This window comes from Levilactobacillus yonginensis, from assembly GCF_964065165.1.
In the GTDB taxonomy this organism is placed as follows: domain Bacteria; phylum Bacillota; class Bacilli; order Lactobacillales; family Lactobacillaceae; genus Levilactobacillus; species Levilactobacillus yonginensis_A.
Map to the genome: position 1 here is coordinate 592,519 of NZ_OZ061549.1, position 15,943 is coordinate 608,461.

The 15,943-nt window shown below is 45.8% G+C and carries 16 protein-coding genes and 1 pseudogene; 4 read left to right on the forward strand and 13 right to left on the reverse strand.

The features are described 5' to 3' along the window. Window positions 1-38 precede the first annotated feature (38 nt). Complete coding sequence (gene yjeM / locus AB3Y94_RS02895) at window positions 39-1,550, forward strand: glutamate/gamma-aminobutyrate family transporter YjeM (RefSeq protein ID WP_367295047.1); 1,512 nt, start codon at window positions 39-41, stop codon at window positions 1,548-1,550. A gap of 142 nt (window positions 1,551-1,692) precedes the next feature. Here the strand turns inward: yjeM and AB3Y94_RS02900 are convergent, their stop codons facing one another. From AB3Y94_RS02900 to AB3Y94_RS02930, 7 genes and pseudogenes are all read right to left on the reverse strand, one after another. After that, window positions 1,693-2,574 (reverse strand): IS3 family transposase, encoded by an 882-nt coding sequence (locus AB3Y94_RS02900; RefSeq protein ID WP_367295048.1) that lies wholly within the window; start codon window positions 2,572-2,574, stop codon window positions 1,693-1,695. Further along, window positions 2,574-3,104, reverse strand: coding sequence for a helix-turn-helix domain-containing protein (locus AB3Y94_RS02905; RefSeq protein ID WP_260338565.1), 531 nt, complete (start codon window positions 3,102-3,104; stop codon window positions 2,574-2,576). The genes AB3Y94_RS02900 and AB3Y94_RS02905 overlap by 1 nt, the downstream gene beginning before the upstream one ends. A 151-nt stretch (window positions 3,105-3,255) precedes the next feature. Continuing rightward, window positions 3,256-3,684 (reverse strand): MerR family transcriptional regulator, encoded by a 429-nt coding sequence (locus AB3Y94_RS02910; protein ID WP_367295049.1) that lies wholly within the window; start codon window positions 3,682-3,684, stop codon window positions 3,256-3,258. 351 nt (window positions 3,685-4,035) lie between these two features. Further along, window positions 4,036-5,082 (reverse strand): NAD(P)-dependent alcohol dehydrogenase, encoded by a 1,047-nt coding sequence (locus tag AB3Y94_RS02915; protein WP_367295050.1) that lies wholly within the window; start codon window positions 5,080-5,082, stop codon window positions 4,036-4,038. A gap of 76 nt (window positions 5,083-5,158) precedes the next feature. Then, window positions 5,159-5,998, reverse strand: a complete 840-nt coding sequence (locus tag AB3Y94_RS02920) for an SDR family oxidoreductase (RefSeq protein ID WP_367295051.1) — start codon at window positions 5,996-5,998, stop codon at window positions 5,159-5,161. Window positions 5,999-6,036: 38 nt separating this feature from the next. After that, window positions 6,037-6,159, reverse strand: a complete 123-nt coding sequence (locus tag AB3Y94_RS02925; protein WP_367295052.1) for a hypothetical protein — start codon at window positions 6,157-6,159, stop codon at window positions 6,037-6,039. Window positions 6,160-6,189: 30 nt separating this feature from the next. Continuing rightward, a pseudogene (locus tag AB3Y94_RS02930) lies at window positions 6,190-6,552 on the reverse strand (DapH/DapD/GlmU-related protein); the annotation flags it as partial. 75 nt (window positions 6,553-6,627) lie between these two features. Here AB3Y94_RS02930 and AB3Y94_RS02935 point away from each other — a divergent pair. Both AB3Y94_RS02935 and AB3Y94_RS02940 read left to right on the forward strand, forming a co-directional pair. Beyond that, on the forward strand, window positions 6,628-7,158 hold the full coding sequence (locus AB3Y94_RS02935) for a helix-turn-helix domain-containing protein (protein WP_260338565.1): 531 nt from the start codon (window positions 6,628-6,630) through the stop codon (window positions 7,156-7,158). After that, a complete protein-coding gene (locus AB3Y94_RS02940) occupies window positions 7,158-8,039 on the forward strand; it encodes an IS3 family transposase (RefSeq protein WP_367295048.1) in 882 nt (293 codons plus the stop codon). Before AB3Y94_RS02935 ends, AB3Y94_RS02940 begins: the two co-directional genes overlap by 1 nt. A gap of 28 nt (window positions 8,040-8,067) precedes the next feature. Here the strand turns inward: AB3Y94_RS02940 and AB3Y94_RS02945 are convergent, their stop codons facing one another. From AB3Y94_RS02945 to AB3Y94_RS02960, 4 genes are all read right to left on the reverse strand, one after another. Beyond that, the gene (locus AB3Y94_RS02945; protein ID WP_367295053.1) at window positions 8,068-8,244 is read right to left on the reverse strand and encodes a maltose acetyltransferase domain-containing protein; all 177 of its coding nucleotides are present in this window, start codon (window positions 8,242-8,244) and stop codon (window positions 8,068-8,070) included. A gap of 306 nt (window positions 8,245-8,550) precedes the next feature. Then, the gene (locus tag AB3Y94_RS02950) at window positions 8,551-10,134 is read right to left on the reverse strand and encodes a cation:proton antiporter (protein WP_367295054.1); all 1,584 of its coding nucleotides are present in this window, start codon (window positions 10,132-10,134) and stop codon (window positions 8,551-8,553) included. A 154-nt stretch (window positions 10,135-10,288) separates the two neighbouring features. Continuing rightward, window positions 10,289-10,942 (reverse strand): NAD(P)H-binding protein, encoded by a 654-nt coding sequence (locus AB3Y94_RS02955; RefSeq protein WP_367295055.1) that lies wholly within the window; start codon window positions 10,940-10,942, stop codon window positions 10,289-10,291. Between the two features lie 85 nt (window positions 10,943-11,027). After that, window positions 11,028-11,714, reverse strand: a complete 687-nt coding sequence (locus AB3Y94_RS02960) for a flavodoxin family protein (RefSeq protein ID WP_367295056.1) — start codon at window positions 11,712-11,714, stop codon at window positions 11,028-11,030. A gap of 552 nt (window positions 11,715-12,266) precedes the next feature. On the opposite strand from AB3Y94_RS02960, the gene AB3Y94_RS02965 reads away from it, so the two are divergent. Then, window positions 12,267-13,109, forward strand: coding sequence for an aldo/keto reductase (locus tag AB3Y94_RS02965; protein WP_367295057.1), 843 nt, complete (start codon window positions 12,267-12,269; stop codon window positions 13,107-13,109). Window positions 13,110-13,337: 228 nt separating this feature from the next. Here AB3Y94_RS02965 and AB3Y94_RS02970 read toward each other — a convergent pair whose 3' ends face one another. Together AB3Y94_RS02970 and AB3Y94_RS02975 are read right to left on the reverse strand one after the other, a co-directional pair. Continuing rightward, on the reverse strand, window positions 13,338-15,335 hold the full coding sequence (locus AB3Y94_RS02970) for a KUP/HAK/KT family potassium transporter (protein WP_367295058.1): 1,998 nt from the start codon (window positions 15,333-15,335) through the stop codon (window positions 13,338-13,340). 113 nt (window positions 15,336-15,448) lie between these two features. Further along, the gene (locus AB3Y94_RS02975; protein ID WP_367295059.1) at window positions 15,449-15,733 is read right to left on the reverse strand and encodes an LlsX family protein; all 285 of its coding nucleotides are present in this window, start codon (window positions 15,731-15,733) and stop codon (window positions 15,449-15,451) included. Window positions 15,734-15,943: the final 210 nt, after the last annotated feature.

A 15,943-nucleotide genomic window follows, 5' to 3' on the forward strand; every position in this document is an offset into this window, starting at 1 on the left:
ACCCCCTTCACCACACATAAATGGGAGATATTATACACATGACTAATAAAAAGAAGATTGGACTATCTAGTCTGATCTTAATGATTTTCTCGGCCATCTACGGTTTTGCCAACACGACCGTGGCCTACGACCAAATGGGCTATGCCAGTATCATCTGGTACGTCCTCGCTGCCTTACTGTTCTTCCTACCGAGTGCTTTGATGCTGGCCGAATATGGGTCCGCCTTCAAAGAAGCTCGGGGCGGAATCTATTCCTGGTTGACCGGTTCGATCGGTGAAAAGTGGGCCTTCATTGGGACCTTCATCTGGTTATCATCCTGGATCATCTGGATGCTTTCCACGTCGACGAAGGTTTGGATCCCCCTTTCCACGTTAATTTCTGGGAGCGACCAGACGCAGACTTGGTCCTTCTTAGGACTGACCTCGACGCAAACGATTGGTTTACTCGGTATCGTCTGGATTCTGGCAGTGACCTTCTTCGCCACCCAGGGGGTTAGCTCCGTGGCCCGCATCTCCGCTTTAGGTGGGCTGTTCGTCATGTTCTTGACCGGGATCTTCATCATCGCTAGTTTTATTATTTTAATCTTAAATGGTGGTCACTTAGCTGAACCCATCAATGGGATTCACAGTTTTATCGCCTCACCTAACCCACAATTCTCTTCGCCCATGGCTCTGATGTCGTTTGTGACCTACGCCGTCTTCGCCTACGCCGGGATGGAATCCATGGGAGGTATCACCGACTCCATGGACAAGCCTGAAAAGACCTTCCCAAAGGGGTTGATCATCTCCACCATTGCCATTACGATCATGTACTCACTATCCATCTTCCTCTGGGGAATCAGTGCTAACTGGGGTGACGTCTTGGGTAAGAACCAAGTCAACCTGGGGAACATCACCTACGTTCTGATGAATAACTTAGGACTCGTGCTCGGCCACGCCATGCACCTATCCAACGGTACGGCCATCATCATTGGCCATAGTTTAGCGCGCTTAACCGGGTTAAGCATGTTCATGGGTTACTTAGGTTCCTTCTTTGTTCTGGTCTACTCACCACTGAAGTCCTTCATCATGGGGTCTTCACCAGAGCTCTGGCCAAAGCGGATGACCAAGCTAAATGCCGTGGGAATGCCCGCCTTCTCCATGTGGCTACAAGCCATCGTGGTCGCTGTCTTTATCTTCTTTGTTGCCTTTGGTGGGAATGCCGCTAACAAGTTCTACTTGATTTTGACGGATATGGGAAACGTTTCAACGTCCTTCCCATACTTATTCTTGATTGGGGCTTTCCCATTCTTCAAGCGTCGGACCGATTTGGAACGACCATTTGAGGTCTTCAAAAATAAATTCTGGACCAACCTCATTGTGACGGTTGTCCTGATTATCTTGGTCGGTGGAATCGGCTTCACCTGCCTGGAACCCATCATGGATCACGATTACATGACGGCCTTCTGGACGATCATCGGACCAATCTTCTTCGGGGCTGTAGCTTGGATCTTCTACTACAACGCACAAAAGCGTTCAACTAACAATAAGACCGCTACAGATGAGGATTAATTCATAATTACAAAATTTAAGAACGTGCGCCAAAAGGCGGTTAATGCTCATTGACTACCTTTTGGCGCACGTTTCGACCATGTATGTTTGGAGTACAAAAAGGGTTTGAGATGAAGTGAACCCTTAAAGTTGGACACAGAATTTACGCTGCCTTCTGGATGGCGAGTTCCCGGTATTTTTCCGGGGACTTGCCATCCAGTTTTGTTTTGATCCGACGTTTATTGTAAAAGTTGATCCATTCAGTCATAGCTTGAGTCAAGTCTTCCTTGTTCTCAAAATGTTCATCCATAACTTCGACCTTCATGATGTGGAAGAATGATTCAACTGACGCATTGTCTAGGCAAGTTGCTTTGCGTGACATACTTTGAAATACGCGATGTTCTTTGAGTGTTTCTCGCCAGAATTTGTGTTGGTACTGGAAGCCTTGATCCGTGTGGACTGTTGTTCGATAGCCTAATTTTGGCAATCTCTCTAAGGCTTCTTTAAGCGGTTTTAAAGCGAACTCTACTGTCGGATGGTCACTGATGTTGAAAGCCAATACTTCGCCTGAGAAGAGGTCAATGACTGGTTCTAAGTAGACCCGTTCACTTTGACTCATACCACCATATCGAAATTCACTAACATCTGTGACCAGTTTCTGATAAGGACGGTCCGTCTTGAATCGTCGGTTTAACCGATTTGACGCAATTTTACCAACGGTTCCTTTGTATGAATTATATTTACGTTTTTGGCGATTGTATGCTAAACAAAGCCAATCATGCTCATGCATTAAGCGTAAGACTCGCTTATGATTCACTGTGAATCCATGTTCTTGTAAGGCTTTAGTTAGTCGTCGATAACCATACTTCTTGGTGTACTTAGAATCCTCCTGCCGAATCTCATCGATTGCCTGAATGATTGGAGAATCATCTAGTTTTTCACGCTGACGATGTGAGCGTGCGTAATAATACGTACTTCTTGGTACTTTGACGACCTTGAGTAGGAGCTTGATGGGCACTTGAAAGACCTGCCTTAACTCGGTCACTATTTGCGAGATTTCTTGTCTGCTGACTTCTTCTGAGCTAAGGCATCGAGTTTTTTTAGGTATTCATTCTCAATCTTTAACATCAAGTTTTCTTGTTTTAATTGCTTCAATTCATCGGCGGTACTGGAGTTATTGCGACTCTTTGAAGGCTTCGTTTGCTTATGTTTAGCCATGATTTTAGGCTTTCCTCGCTTCCGTTCAAGGCCAGCGATTCCTTGCTCCTCAAAGCGCTTCTCCCATTGCCAGATGGTGCTTGGCGAAGATAGATTGAAGTGCAGAGCCGTTACCGGAAGCGAGGCCTGATGTTGTTTTCTCCAGTTTAATACATCAACCTTGAACTGACTAGAATATTCTGGCTTCTGATCCTTCAGCTTCAATCCAGCTATACCGTATTTCCGGAAGCGACTAACCCAAAGAAGGATAGTTTCTTCCTTGCTGATACCATGTTTTCTGGCCAATGAGGTTGATCCAACTCCACTCAAATATTCAGTGACGACCTTAATTCTAAAATCTAAATCAAACTTAACCATAGTAAAACCCCCAAGGTTGGACTTTCTGTCCAACCTTGGGGGTTCACTTCAAGACTTTTGTCTCAAACCCTTTTTGTACTCCAAACGTCTACCGTCAAAATACTCAAAAAATCCTCACTCATCACAGTGAAAGGACGATAACCAACCGCTTCTATTCATCTTCATCCGTCGTTGAATCAATTTTGGCTTGATGTTCAACATCGAGCTGGTACAGCTCCGCTTCAATTTTCTCCTGATGATCATGAAAATGATTCAATTTGTAGTCCAGCAAGTCAATGGCCGTCTGCAAGTCTGCCCGTTTTTCTTTCATCACACCCAACTGAGACTTTAAAAGAGCAAATTCTGCCTCACCCGTATCTTCCGGAGAATCAAACAGTTCAATGTAATGGCGAAGATTTTCGATACTCATCCCTGCAGACCGCATTTGCGTCACAAACTGAATCCGTCGAATGATTCGGTCATCAATGTCCCGGTTACCCACTTCAGTCCGATCGATTGCTGGAATCAGTAATTCCTTCTCATAATAACGAATCGCTGCCGAGGACACGCCAGTTTTTTCGCTGGCTTCTTTAATGTTCATGATTAGCTTCCTTTCTCGTCTGACTGACCCAGCCAATTCACAGCCAAACCAGTTTATCTGACTTAAGAATAGCATTGTCTGAACACCAGATAAAGTGAAGGGGCTTCAGTAACTAACCGCCAACTGAAACTAACTGAAAAAAGGCCTGAGACTTTTGTCCCAAACCTAATTTCACGTTAACTAGCAATGTCGTTACCATCAATTGAAGGTGCTTAAAACCAGTTACGCTGTTTATGGCAATGATAAGAAGTCAATCGTCTTCGGCATGCGAACAACCTAGCCAATCTAGCAGTGCCAACACATGTTAATTCTGAACTGAAGCAAACGATTTATCTTTCAGACTTCAACAATTTACGCCAAGGTCGACATATCAATCACATAACGGTAATGCACTTTGCTGTCCAGAATATTTTGGTAAGCCTGACCGACATCATCGATACCAATCATTTCAATCTGTGGCTTGACGTTGTTCTTAGCAGCAAAGTCGAGCATTTCCTGCGTCATTTGAATGCCACCAACGTTAGAAGCCGTGACCTTCGCTTGATTTCCAAAAATTGAGAATAAATTAAAATGAATGTCGTTGCTAGGGATTCCCACGTAACAGAAAACACCATTAGCCTTAACTAGCGGCAAATAACTGTTCAGGTCCATATCAGCAGCTACGGTATTCAGAATAAAGTCAAAATGGCCTGCTAATGCTTGAAAATCTGCTGGCGACTTTAAAATTTGATAGTCGTTGGCACCAAATTGTTGTGCTTCATTTCGCTTACTCTCGGAGTGACCCAAGACTGTGACATGTGCGCCCATCTTAGCAGCAAATTGTACCGCAATGTGGCCTAAGCCACCTAAACCAATGACGGCCACGTTACTATCCTTACCAACGTTAAATCGCTTCAAGGGGTTGTAGGTCGTAATCCCGGCACACAACAGCGGTGCGGCATCCTGCAAAGCCAGTTCATCAGGAATGTGTAAGACAAAATGATCTTTGACCACGATGGCTTGTGAGTACCCACCTTGTGTAATTGTTCCGTCATCATCCTCTGAATCAAAGACCACAACCACGCCATGTTCACAGAATTGTTCCTGTCCCGCTTTGCAAGCAGCACACTTACCACACGAGTTAACGAAACACCCAACACCTACCCGGTCGCCAGGTTTAAAGTTCTGGACGTTACTTCCAGTGGCTGTAACAATTCCAGAAATTTCATGACCAGGAACCATTGGAAAATGTGCGCCTTGCCACTGAACCATGCTGACGTCACTGTGACAAATACCACAATACTTAATGTCGATAGCAACGTCGTCTGGCCGCAAATCCCGCCGTTGAATCACTGTTTGATTAAATGAAGCAAAATCGCCCTTGGTATCAGCGGCGAGTGCTTTAACTGATTGACCCATCAATAATCACTCCATATTCTATATTCTTTCTATACTAACTTTGTGTCGAAACACAAACCAACCGAAACTGGTTAATCTATTCTTCAGCTGGAAAATCTGTCGAAGCAGCTAACTCCTTCTGAGCTTTAAAGTCTGCTACTCGCTTTTCCAATGTGACAATCGTATTTTCTAGTGCATCAGAACCCAAAACCATTCGCAATGGTGCTGGTTCTTGGTCAACACTTTCAATGATTCGACTGGCCATCCGCACTGGATCACCAGGAGCTAAACCGTTCGCGGGATCTAGCATCTTTTGAAAAGAATGCGCCGGGTTGTCTTTGTAAGCTGGTAAGAAATTAGCAACTTGCGCACTCCCGTAGCGGAACTCAGTGCGAGCACCACCCGGTTCAACGATAGTCACACCAATGTTAAAGCTGGCAACCTCCTGAGCAACAGCTTCCATAAACCCTTCAATTCCGAACTTTGCTGCATGATACATTGAGTTGCCTGGGAAAGCCACCTGACCGCCGTACGATGAGATTTGAACCAACCGACCATGTCCTTGCGCCCGCATACTTGGCAGAATTGCCCGAACCATTTGAATCGAACCGGTTAGATCAGTCGCAATAATTTGGTTAACTTCTTTGTCACTCAATTCTTCCGCGGCACCAAACAAGCCATATCCAGCATTATTAACGAGAACATCGATTTGATAAACCTTGGTTAAATCAGTTACTAACTGGTGAATGGCCGCAACATCCGTCACATCCAGCGTCTTACTGACAAACGTTTCAGGATACTGATTCACCAGGTCTTGAACTTTAGCCGTATTACGGACAGTTCCAATCACCGTTTTGCCCTGAGCTAACAGTTGCTCAGTCATTGCATGCCCAAAGCCACTGCTAACACCTGTAATCAACCATGTTTTGTTTTCCATTATTTTCAATCTCCTTTTACTTCCGATTAATTCAGAAATCAAACACCCTTAAATTCTGCATCAACCGTTAGGCTCAAATTCCGACCCGCCAGCTTAGACTGCAAAAGATCACCGCCAAGTTCCTTTGATGATTCTAACTTACTCCCTTGAAGTAACTTCAAGGCAAGAAAAATTCACCAACTTTTTGGAACTTATTTCGTGTACTTGATGACTCGTGCTGGGACACCAACGGCAACCGCATTATCGGGAATGTCCTTGGTCACTACAGCCCCAGTCCCAATGATGGCATTTTCACCAATCGTCACTCCAGGGGCCACATTCACCCGCGCACCTAACCAAGCATTTTTCTTAATATGAATTTCCTTCGTACTAATCATGCGGATATTATTTGGCTCATGGTTGTCGGTAAACAAGCCAACTCCTGGACCCATCATGACACCATCGTCAATCGTAATGGTCCCCACAGACATCATGGTCAAATTATGATTGGCGTAGACATTCTTCCCCAAGTTAACGCGATTTCCACAGTCAATATACATCGGTGGTGTGAAAAAAGTACCATCGTGCATTTGCCCATGTGAAGTGAACCCCCAAGGTTGGACAGAAAGTCCAACCTTGGGGGTTTTACTATGGTTAAGTTTGATTTAGATTTTAGAATTAAGGTCGTCACTGAATATTTGAGTGGAGTTGGATCAACCTCATTGGCCAGAAAACATGGTATCAGCAAGGAAGAAACTATCCTTCTTTGGGTTAGTCGCTTCCGGAAATACGGTATAGCTGGATTGAAGCTGAAGGATCAGAAGCCAGAATATTCTAGTCAGTTCAAGGTTGATGTATTAAACTGGAGAAAACAACATCAGGCCTCGCTTCCGGTAACGGCTCTGCACTTCAATCTATCTTCGCCAAGCACCATCTGGCAATGGGAGAAGCGCTTTGAGGAGCAAGGAATCGCTGGCCTTGAACGGAAGCGAGGAAAGCCTAAAATCATGGCTAAACATAAGCAAACGAAGCCTTCAAAGAGTCGCAATAACTCCAGTACCGCCGATGAATTGAAGCAATTAAAACAAGAAAACTTGATGTTAAAGATTGAGAATGAATACCTAAAAAAACTCGATGCCTTAGCTCAGAAGAAGTCAGCAGACAAGAAATCTCGCAAATAGTGACCGAGTTAAGGCAGGTCTTTCAAGTGCCCATCAAGCTCCTACTCAAGGTCGTCAAAGTACCAAGAAGTACGTATTATTACGCACGCTCACATCGTCAGCGTGAAAAACTAGATGATTCTCCAATCATTCAGGCAATCGATGAGATTCGGCAGGAGGATTCTAAGTACACCAAGAAGTATGGTTATCGACGACTAACTAAAGCCTTACAAGAACATGGATTCACAGTGAATCATAAGCGAGTCTTACGCTTAATGCATGAGCATGATTGGCTTTGTTTAGCATACAATCGCCAAAAACGTAAATATAATTCATACAAAGGAACCGTTGGTAAAATTGCGTCAAATCGGTTAAACCGACGATTCAAGACGGACCGTCCTTATCAGAAACTGGTCACAGATGTTAGTGAATTTCGATATGGTGGTATGAGTCAAAGTGAACGGGTCTACTTAGAACCAGTCATTGACCTCTTCTCAGGCGAAGTATTGGCTTTCAACATCAGTGACCATCCGACAGTAGAGTTCGCTTTAAAACCGCTTAAAGAAGCCTTAGAGAGATTGCCAAAATTAGGCTATCGAACAACAGTCCACACGGATCAAGGCTTCCAGTACCAACACAAATTCTGGCGAGAAACACTCAAAGAACATCGCGTATTTCAAAGTATGTCACGCAAAGCAACTTGCCTAGACAATGCGTCAGTTGAATCATTCTTCCACATCATGAAGGTCGAAGTTATGGATGAACATTTTGAGAACAAGGAAGACTTGACTCAAGCTATGACTGAATGGATCAACTTTTACAATAAACGTCGGATCAAAACAAAACTGGATGGCAAGTCCCCGGAAAAATACCGGGAACTCGCCATCCAGAAGGCAGCGTAAATTCTGTGTCCAACTTTAAGGGTTCACTTCAATGTAATAGTTCATTTTCTAGTGCAAGCACTTTTTCATGCTCGCTTGGTCTGGTAGCGTTAATGTCATGGCAAATATCGTTACACCGGTCAATCTCGCCATGAACTTCCTGTTGATACTGCGCATTACGAATATCAATCTTCTTGCCTGCATATAGCTCATCAAAAATAGACATATTCAATCCTCCTTGGGTACGACATCATTGACCAAGCCGCCATTGTTAACCTTGGCGGCTAGTCAATGCAGCCAACAGCTCATCCTAACTTTTGGAATAATCTTATTTAGTATCCCTGGTTACTTCCCTTCTTCTCTTGCAATGTCTCTACCTTAGACCCTTGAAGTAACTGCAAGGCAAGCCTTTTTTAAAAATTAGTTCCAAAAAAAGCTCGTCAACAGATTCAGAAAGAATCTGCGACGAGCTTTTCTGGACATCGTGCTCCGTAGAAGGCCATTCACCGCGGTGACTATTTGAATTCCACGTTCACACCATCCGGCTATACGGATCGACGACTAGCGCCTCCGACATTAAAACCTCTGTATAAATATCGTGAATTAGATTTAAATCGACAACGTGCTGCCGGGCTTGTTCCGTTAAAAACTCCCGTTCACTTGCAAATGCTTGCATCATTGCCCATCGTTGGTCACAGCTTTGAAGATACGTGATGGCAGCGTGATGGCTAACGGTCTGCCGCCACCGTCGCAGAAATAACCGTAAGCGATTGGTATTATTTTGATCACGTAACTCGTAGATAACCGTCTGCTTTACCTCTGCGGTCAAATCTAACGCCTGAACTCGTTGAATCCCGACTGCTGTCATTTCTCGACGAAGCCGGATCAAAATAGCTGACTTACTAAGCTGATCGTTATCTTGCGGCAAAAGCCACTTGAAAAGAATCGTCGGCACTAGCATGCTGACAATAATTACGACCGTTTCCACTAAAATAACCTGTTGAAATTGCCCAGTTGGGACCATGCCGAGAATTGAGAACGTCATGGCTAACGTTACCGTCCCGTGAACGCCACCCAGTGCAAATAGCCAACTATCCCGCCAATGTCGCCGGGCGATGAACCCGTAAGCATAGATGACGCGGCACAAGACGAGCAGCAGATAAACAGCGAGTCCTAGCCATAACCATTGAACCGACTGGAACATCTGGCGATATTGACTGCTGACAATCCGTTCCAGGCTAATTCCCAGAATAACAAAAACAGCGCCATTCAAAATTTCCGAACTAAAATTCATGAGTTGCAGGCCAAAGTACATTTGTCGCGGCGAACTAAACCGACTACTGTTAGCTTCACCATTGTGGACGAGACCCGCCACAACTACAGCAATAATCCCCGAGACCGTAAATTCTTCCGCTACCAGATAAATGATAATGGGCGTTAACAGGTAGATTAAGGACTGTGAGGACACCACATTGGCATCGGTCCGCACCAATGCTTGCCGAAACAGCATAAATGCCCCTGCCAGTACGGCTCCCACGAAAGCACCACCCACTGCCGAAACCAGCAATTTACCAACATTTTGGCCAAAGGAGAACTCACTAGTCTTCAACCACAACAATCCCGCCTGAAGCAGAATCAAGCCAGTTGCATCGTTAAAGAGTGATTCCATTTTTAACTGATTGCCCAAGCGCTCGCTGATTTTACGACCGGTGACAACTGATTCAAACGCCGTTGCATCAGTTGGCGTACTGATAGCCACCATCACTAGGGCTAGCGGGAGACTAACAGCAAAGACGCCGTGTAGACCCAACGTTGCAACGACGGCGGAAACAATGGCCAAGATAAAGGCAGTTCCCAAAATACTAGGAATTCGTCGACCTACCCGAACCATCGGCGTAATCTGGCCCTCGAAAAACAACAATGGCGCCAGAATAAAAATCATAAAGGTCTCATTCTCAAATTCCAGTACTAAATGGTTTAAACCAGGAATGAGTGCCACAATAATCCCCGCTGCTAGCGCAAAATAAGTGTTCGATATTTTAGGTAACCACTGTGCGACCAAATTTGCTACTGCAACAGTAAGTAGTAAGACAAACGTCGATGTAAATAATGCCATATAAGTCTCCTTCCTTAACGCAATTTTATTTAATTATACGCCAAAAAGGGCAGCTATCCACTAGGTAGCTGCCCTTAATCATTAACGGCTGACAACACACGATACAACCAGCTACTGCTGGATTCTTGAGACCATCAATTTTGATAAGTTACCATTAATATACGGGCCGGTCTTGACCCTCGGTAGCGGGATCTGCAATTCCAATACTATCCCGACTGTACTTGGTGGGGTCAGCAACTATCGTCAAAACAACGTCGGCTACACTCTCTCGTGAGCCTGAAACACCATTGTAGGCCTGGTCCTTGGTGGTCACCACGTATTTAACACCACGATCATTCAACCATGGTAGTCGCAACGTCGTGTAGTCCAAGCCCGAGTCAGCCAATAAACGATCGGAGCGCCGAGCTGGTGCCATCCCCGCACCAATCATCTCTGAATTCCACCGACCAAACTCACCGCCAACTTCATTGTATACACCCAAAACATTTGCAAACAAAACTCGGGAAACGGCATTGGCCTTCATCCCTGCAATAACACTCTTGGTTAACCGGTTCTGTTGGTCATGGTCGACAACGGCAACAAACACCATGTCTTGACCAACCATGGCGGCACTCACAGCAGCTGGATCGGTGATATCTCCTTCAACTAACGTCACCCATGGATTATCTTGCAAATTGGCTAAACGACTAGTATTTCTTAAGAACAGGGTTAATTCAACCTCTGAGAATTGATCTTCCGTTAGAATACGGTGTTCAACAATTTGGGCAATCTGCCCGTTAGCTGCTAAAATCATTACTTTTTTAGTCATTATGAAAACTCCTTTTAAATTAACTTCACGAAACGAATAAATCACGACATAGATGGACGCTAACTATAGGCACAATAGTGACTCACTAATCACCTGACTGAACTTGTGCGACCCACGCCGCAACGCGTTTATCGGCTTGGTCCACCTGATTACCATCGACGACTAACGCCGGAACAAATCGATTTTTCTGGGAACCTTGATTCTCTAAAATATCCTGAATTCGCTCAACACTATTTCCTTGCCCATACCCACCCTCGGTCATAAAGGGGGCAATTTGTTTATGCGTTAACTGGCGACCATTTGCCATTAGGAATGCCGTCATTGGATGCGCTAACGTCATTGCCCAGATCGGATAACCTAAATAAATGGTCTCATACCGACTCAAATCGGGAACCTGCAAGTTTAGCTCAGGGAAGTTGGCCGACTCCCGTTCTAAATTGGCCCGCGACAATGTCTGCGGGTAACTGGCTGCGTATGGCCTCTCAACAACAATTTCTAGGAGATCTGCACTCGTCTGCTTGGCAATTTTACTGGCCAGCAGTTCTGTACTTCCAGACCGCGAGAAATAAATAATTAAGCTCCGCGCCGTTTTAGTTAAATGCCGAGTCGGTCGATTCTGGCTGTTGGTGTCCTGACCGTCAGATTCGGTACCGGCACCATTCCGCCAAGCCCCCGCCGACTTTCCTAATTGATAAGCTGTTATTGGCTGGCCAGCAATTTTTTCGTTTGCCGAACCTGCTGACCGGTTCTTAACACGATTGTTCAAACCCATCGTAGCCATCCCTCCTATAGACGTAACCGTGGAATACCACAGCTAACACTGCGTATTATTACCATCATTTTTTTCACAACTTCTGAATCAGCTGGCTAAAGGATATCCTTAAATTTTATATCGCTTCAATTGAATGACCTTATCATAAGGCCAAAAACCACTCTTGAAAATTACTTGATAAACAAGCTACCATACGTTTGACGCATACTTGAAAGCTGATCAAACGATTGAAAGGTATTTACCAAATGACGATTACCTGCAACTGCCAATCTACGCCAACTACTCACTCCCCCAGAAAAAAAGACTATTTCCACTAATAAGAGAGCTCCAGCAACTACGGTCCACCACACGCGAACACTATTAAGCCACCAGAATCGTCTAGCCAATTGGCTCTAATTGCAGTTTAGCATGATCCCCACTGAAGGCCTTACGCACGTAACTCTCCCAAGGCTTACTTAATGTAAATCGACTTATGTTCAACACTTATATGGCCCTGAAGTAAACTTTAAGGTGTATGATGACTTTATTAAGTTGATTAAAGGAGTGTGCTTTATGGAAACTGTAAAACTAAATGATGGTAACTCAATGCCCGTCTTTGGCTTTGGCGTCTTTCAAATCGCTGATTTGAATGTTGCCGAACAAGCTGTCGTTGACGCAATTCATACCGGGTACCGCTTACTCGATACCGCCCAATCGTATGGTAACGAAGAAGCTGTCGGTAAGGGGATTAAACGTTCAGGGGTTAAGCGTGAAGACCTATTTATCACCTCTAAGTTATGGGTAACCGACACTGGCTACGATGCAACCAAGAAGGCCTTTGAAACATCCCTTAAGAAACTCCAGCTGGACTACCTTGACCTCTACCTCATTCACCAACCCTATGGCGACGTTTATGGGTCCTGGCGGGCGATGGAAGATTTACAAAAAGAAGGTAAGATCAAGTCGATTGGTCTCTCCAACTTCGATAGTGACCGGCTGATTGATTTGACTCTGTTTAATGACATTAAACCGGCCCTCAACCAGATCGAAATCAATCCCTGGAACCAGCAGCCTACAAGTATTGACTTCATGCGTGAGCAAAACATTCAACCAGAGGCGTGGGCTCCATTTGCTGAAGGTAAGCACGATATTTTCACGAACGACGTTTTAAGTGGCATCGCAACCAGTCACAATAAATCCGTTGGCCAAGTTATCCTGCGTTGGTTGACCCAACAAAAAATTGTGGCTTTAGCAAAATCCGTTCATCAGGAACGAATGGCAGAAAACCTCGATATCTTTGACTTCACACTAACTGACGATGAAATGCAGGCCATCAGTCGCTTAGACCGGAAGGAAAGCCAATTCTTCAATCACCGTGATCCAGCAGCGGTGGCCCGGATTGCTACTCTACATTAATTTAGCCGTACCGATACTTACTAATTCTGGATTGAAGCAAACTATCTAGGGTCCAACCTTTAGGTAAAAATATAATAAGTTAACCTTTGAAGGGATCGTCCACGGTGGCGATCCCTTTTTTGCTGCTATCAAAGGAATTCTCAATTCCCAGACTTACCAAAGGGGCCTGAAGCAACAATCGCCCAGACCCCCTTACAATCAATTTAAACGATAACTAGCCAGCCATACCTACCCACGGCGCCGCAAAGTTCGGTCTGGCGTTTGCCCAATAAACAAGGGGACTTTCTCTTCGACCACATCACTAAATTCCAACCCGTACCAGCGCTTGGGCGACAGCGTGATGCGTTGTAACAATAATCGTCCTCCAATCAGTAATCGGTCCAATGCTGGCAGATTGCCTTGTACCCCCAGGTCCTGGAACTCTTGATTTAAAATAACAAATTTAAAGTTACCAACCCGGCGCTCTGGCATACTGGAATATCGGGGAGCTTGGTCATCCAACACTCCCTCTGCCAACAGGTCATTGACGATTTGGCGCAGATAGACGTTGAGCCGTTGTGGCTTCTTGAAACCCAGGTACAGTTGCACGTTCATCACGTTGCGCGTCCCCAGCGATTCTACAGTGTACGAGCACTCGTAAGGCGTGTCCGCCTCATTCACCGTCACAAACCAGTAGACCCGCGCACGCTTAGGCTGCTGATCCAGAATGGAATAAATGACCGCTCGCTTGATAGCGTAGTCGTCCGCCACGTTGCTTAGATAAACCAAATTTGTGGCAAACGGTGGCACATTTTTGTCCTTACTCAGCGCTTGCAACTGTGGTAAGAAGTTTAGTAAGGACACATCCTCTTTTTCCTCCAGGTGCGCGTCCCTGCGGCGATTACCGTAATACCAGAACACCATGACCGTCAAAATGAGCAGCGTAATGATCAGCGTGACGTACCCACCGTGTACGAACTTAACCAAGCTGGCTAAGAGAAACAAACTTTCCAGGAGACCGAAGCAGACGATGAAGGCCCGCGCCAACACCCTATGATGCCGCTTGCGGAGAAACGCGTGCAAGAGCACCGTCGTCATCAACATGGTTACTGTAATAGCCAACCCGTAGGCCGCCTCCATGTGGCTAGACGTGCGGAAGTACCAGACAATCGTCAGGGTAATCGCGCATAACAGCCAGTTCACGGTACCAATATACAGTTGGCTCTTCACGTGACCAGGAAATTTAATTCGCAGTCGCGGCAATAATTTGAGTCCCATGGCTTCATGAACCAGCGTAAAGGACCCCGTGATCAACGCTTGCGAGGCAATAATGGCCGCCAATGTAGCAATCACAATGGCAAACAACCGCCAGTGCGCGGGAACCATGGCGTAGAACGGGTTGACCGAGCGGATCGCCATGAGCTGCGCCGGGTGGTGAATCACCCAGGCCCCCTGACCCAGGTAGCTCAGCATCAACGTTACATACACGAATGGCCAGGTACCATAGATGTTGTGCTTTCCCACCTGGCCCATGTCCGAATACAGAGCTTCAGCCCCAGTGGTTGCCAGGAAGACACTCCCCAAAATAAAGATTCCCTGCCGATTAATGGGGCTGAATAAAAATTGTACCGCGTACAGTGGCGATAAAGCCCGTAACAGAGTCGGCAACGTTAGTAAATTGACTAGCCCCACGGCACCGATAAACCCAAACCAGATGAACATTAGCGGACCAAACGACCACCCAATTAGTTCTGTCCCAAAGCGTTGAATTAAGAAAAGCCCCAGCAGGATGCCCGTCACCACCGCCAAGACCCAACCCTGCGTCGTACTAAATTGTAGTGGACCCAGCGTTTGCCCTTTTAGGCCTTCAATCGCCGAAGTCACCGTCACAGCTGGCGTAAGCGTCCCATCCGCTAAAAGGGCCGCGCCACCAATCAGCGCAGGAATAATCAACCAACGCATGTGGTTGCGCACCAAGGCATAGAGGGCAAAGATCCCCCCTTCATGCCGGTTGTCGGCTCGCATGGCTAGTAAGATGTATTTAATCGTCGTAATCAGCATCAACGTCCAGAAAATCAACGAAATACTTCCCAACATCACGGGTGTACTGGCCGCCATTTCTTGATGACCGGCCGCACCGATAATGGCGTTCATCACGTACAATGGTGACGTCCCAATGTCTCCGTACACAATTCCTAGAGTCATCAACATCCCTAGTGCGGACAACCGCTGTGTCGTGGATTTCATGAACTCGCCCCCTACTCGCTACGAGGCCCATGATAGGCTGAATCACCAAGAACCCCAAACATTCAGTGGCAATTACGTCAGTCACTAACCGAATGTGGGGCGTTAAATTTAAGTCACTGTGAAACCCAATGGTGGCGCAACTCGCTGAGACCCCAGAGCATCACTGACCCTACTAGCCAAATAATACTCATTCCTTGAGTGAGCGTCGCCCCACTGATTTTGCCCGCAGAACGAAAGATTCGATAAAACCCCAAACCAAAAATATTCAGGGTGTACGTATTCACTCGTTCAGCATGTACGTATGCATAGGTCCCAGAGATGCTCATCGACAATAAGGCCGTGACAATCAAGAAACTAGCCAGTCCTTCAATACTTAATCGAATCAACCGATGTTTCATGAGTCGTCCCCCTTTGATTAAGGGCTAGACTACCGGGAACTTTCACCAATTGCGAGCAACTTGCGACGTTGTCCTCAATCGCTTAACAAACAAAAAACTCTCTGAGGGTGTCGCTTCGCTCTACCCTCGTAACCATATAGTGAAATGAACCGCCTTTCCCATTATACTTATGGGGAAGGCGGTTCACTGTTCATCGTAGCTTTATTGGCG

Bases quoted from the DNA above. Each gene is read 5' to 3' on its own strand.
- AB3Y94_RS02970 (WP_367295058.1), bottom strand. From the start codon at position 15,335: ATGAAATCCACGACACAGCGGTTGTCCGCACTAGGGATGTTGATGACT.
- AB3Y94_RS02905 (WP_260338565.1), bottom strand. From the start codon at position 3,104: ATGGTTAAGTTTGATTTAGATTTTAGAATTAAGGTCGTCACTGAATAT.
- AB3Y94_RS02945 (WP_367295053.1), bottom strand. From the start codon at position 8,244: ATGTCTATTTTTGATGAGCTATATGCAGGCAAGAAGATTGATATTCGT.
- AB3Y94_RS02960 (WP_367295056.1), bottom strand. From the start codon at position 11,714: ATGGGTTTGAACAATCGTGTTAAGAACCGGTCAGCAGGTTCGGCAAAC.
- AB3Y94_RS02910 (WP_367295049.1), bottom strand. From the start codon at position 3,684: ATGAACATTAAAGAAGCCAGCGAAAAAACTGGCGTGTCCTCGGCAGCG.
- AB3Y94_RS02950 (WP_367295054.1), bottom strand. From the start codon at position 10,134: ATGGCATTATTTACATCGACGTTTGTCTTACTACTTACTGTTGCAGTA.
- AB3Y94_RS02975 (WP_367295059.1), bottom strand. From the start codon at position 15,733: ATGAAACATCGGTTGATTCGATTAAGTATTGAAGGACTGGCTAGTTTC.
- AB3Y94_RS02935 (WP_260338565.1), top strand. From the start codon at position 6,628: ATGGTTAAGTTTGATTTAGATTTTAGAATTAAGGTCGTCACTGAATAT.
- AB3Y94_RS02920 (WP_367295051.1), bottom strand. From the start codon at position 5,998: ATGGAAAACAAAACATGGTTGATTACAGGTGTTAGCAGTGGCTTTGGG.
- AB3Y94_RS02915 (WP_367295050.1), bottom strand. From the start codon at position 5,082: ATGGGTCAATCAGTTAAAGCACTCGCCGCTGATACCAAGGGCGATTTT.
- AB3Y94_RS02955 (WP_367295055.1), bottom strand. From the start codon at position 10,942: ATGACTAAAAAAGTAATGATTTTAGCAGCTAACGGGCAGATTGCCCAA.
- AB3Y94_RS02965 (WP_367295057.1), top strand. From the start codon at position 12,267: ATGGAAACTGTAAAACTAAATGATGGTAACTCAATGCCCGTCTTTGGC.
- yjeM (WP_367295047.1), top strand. From the start codon at position 39: ATGACTAATAAAAAGAAGATTGGACTATCTAGTCTGATCTTAATGATT.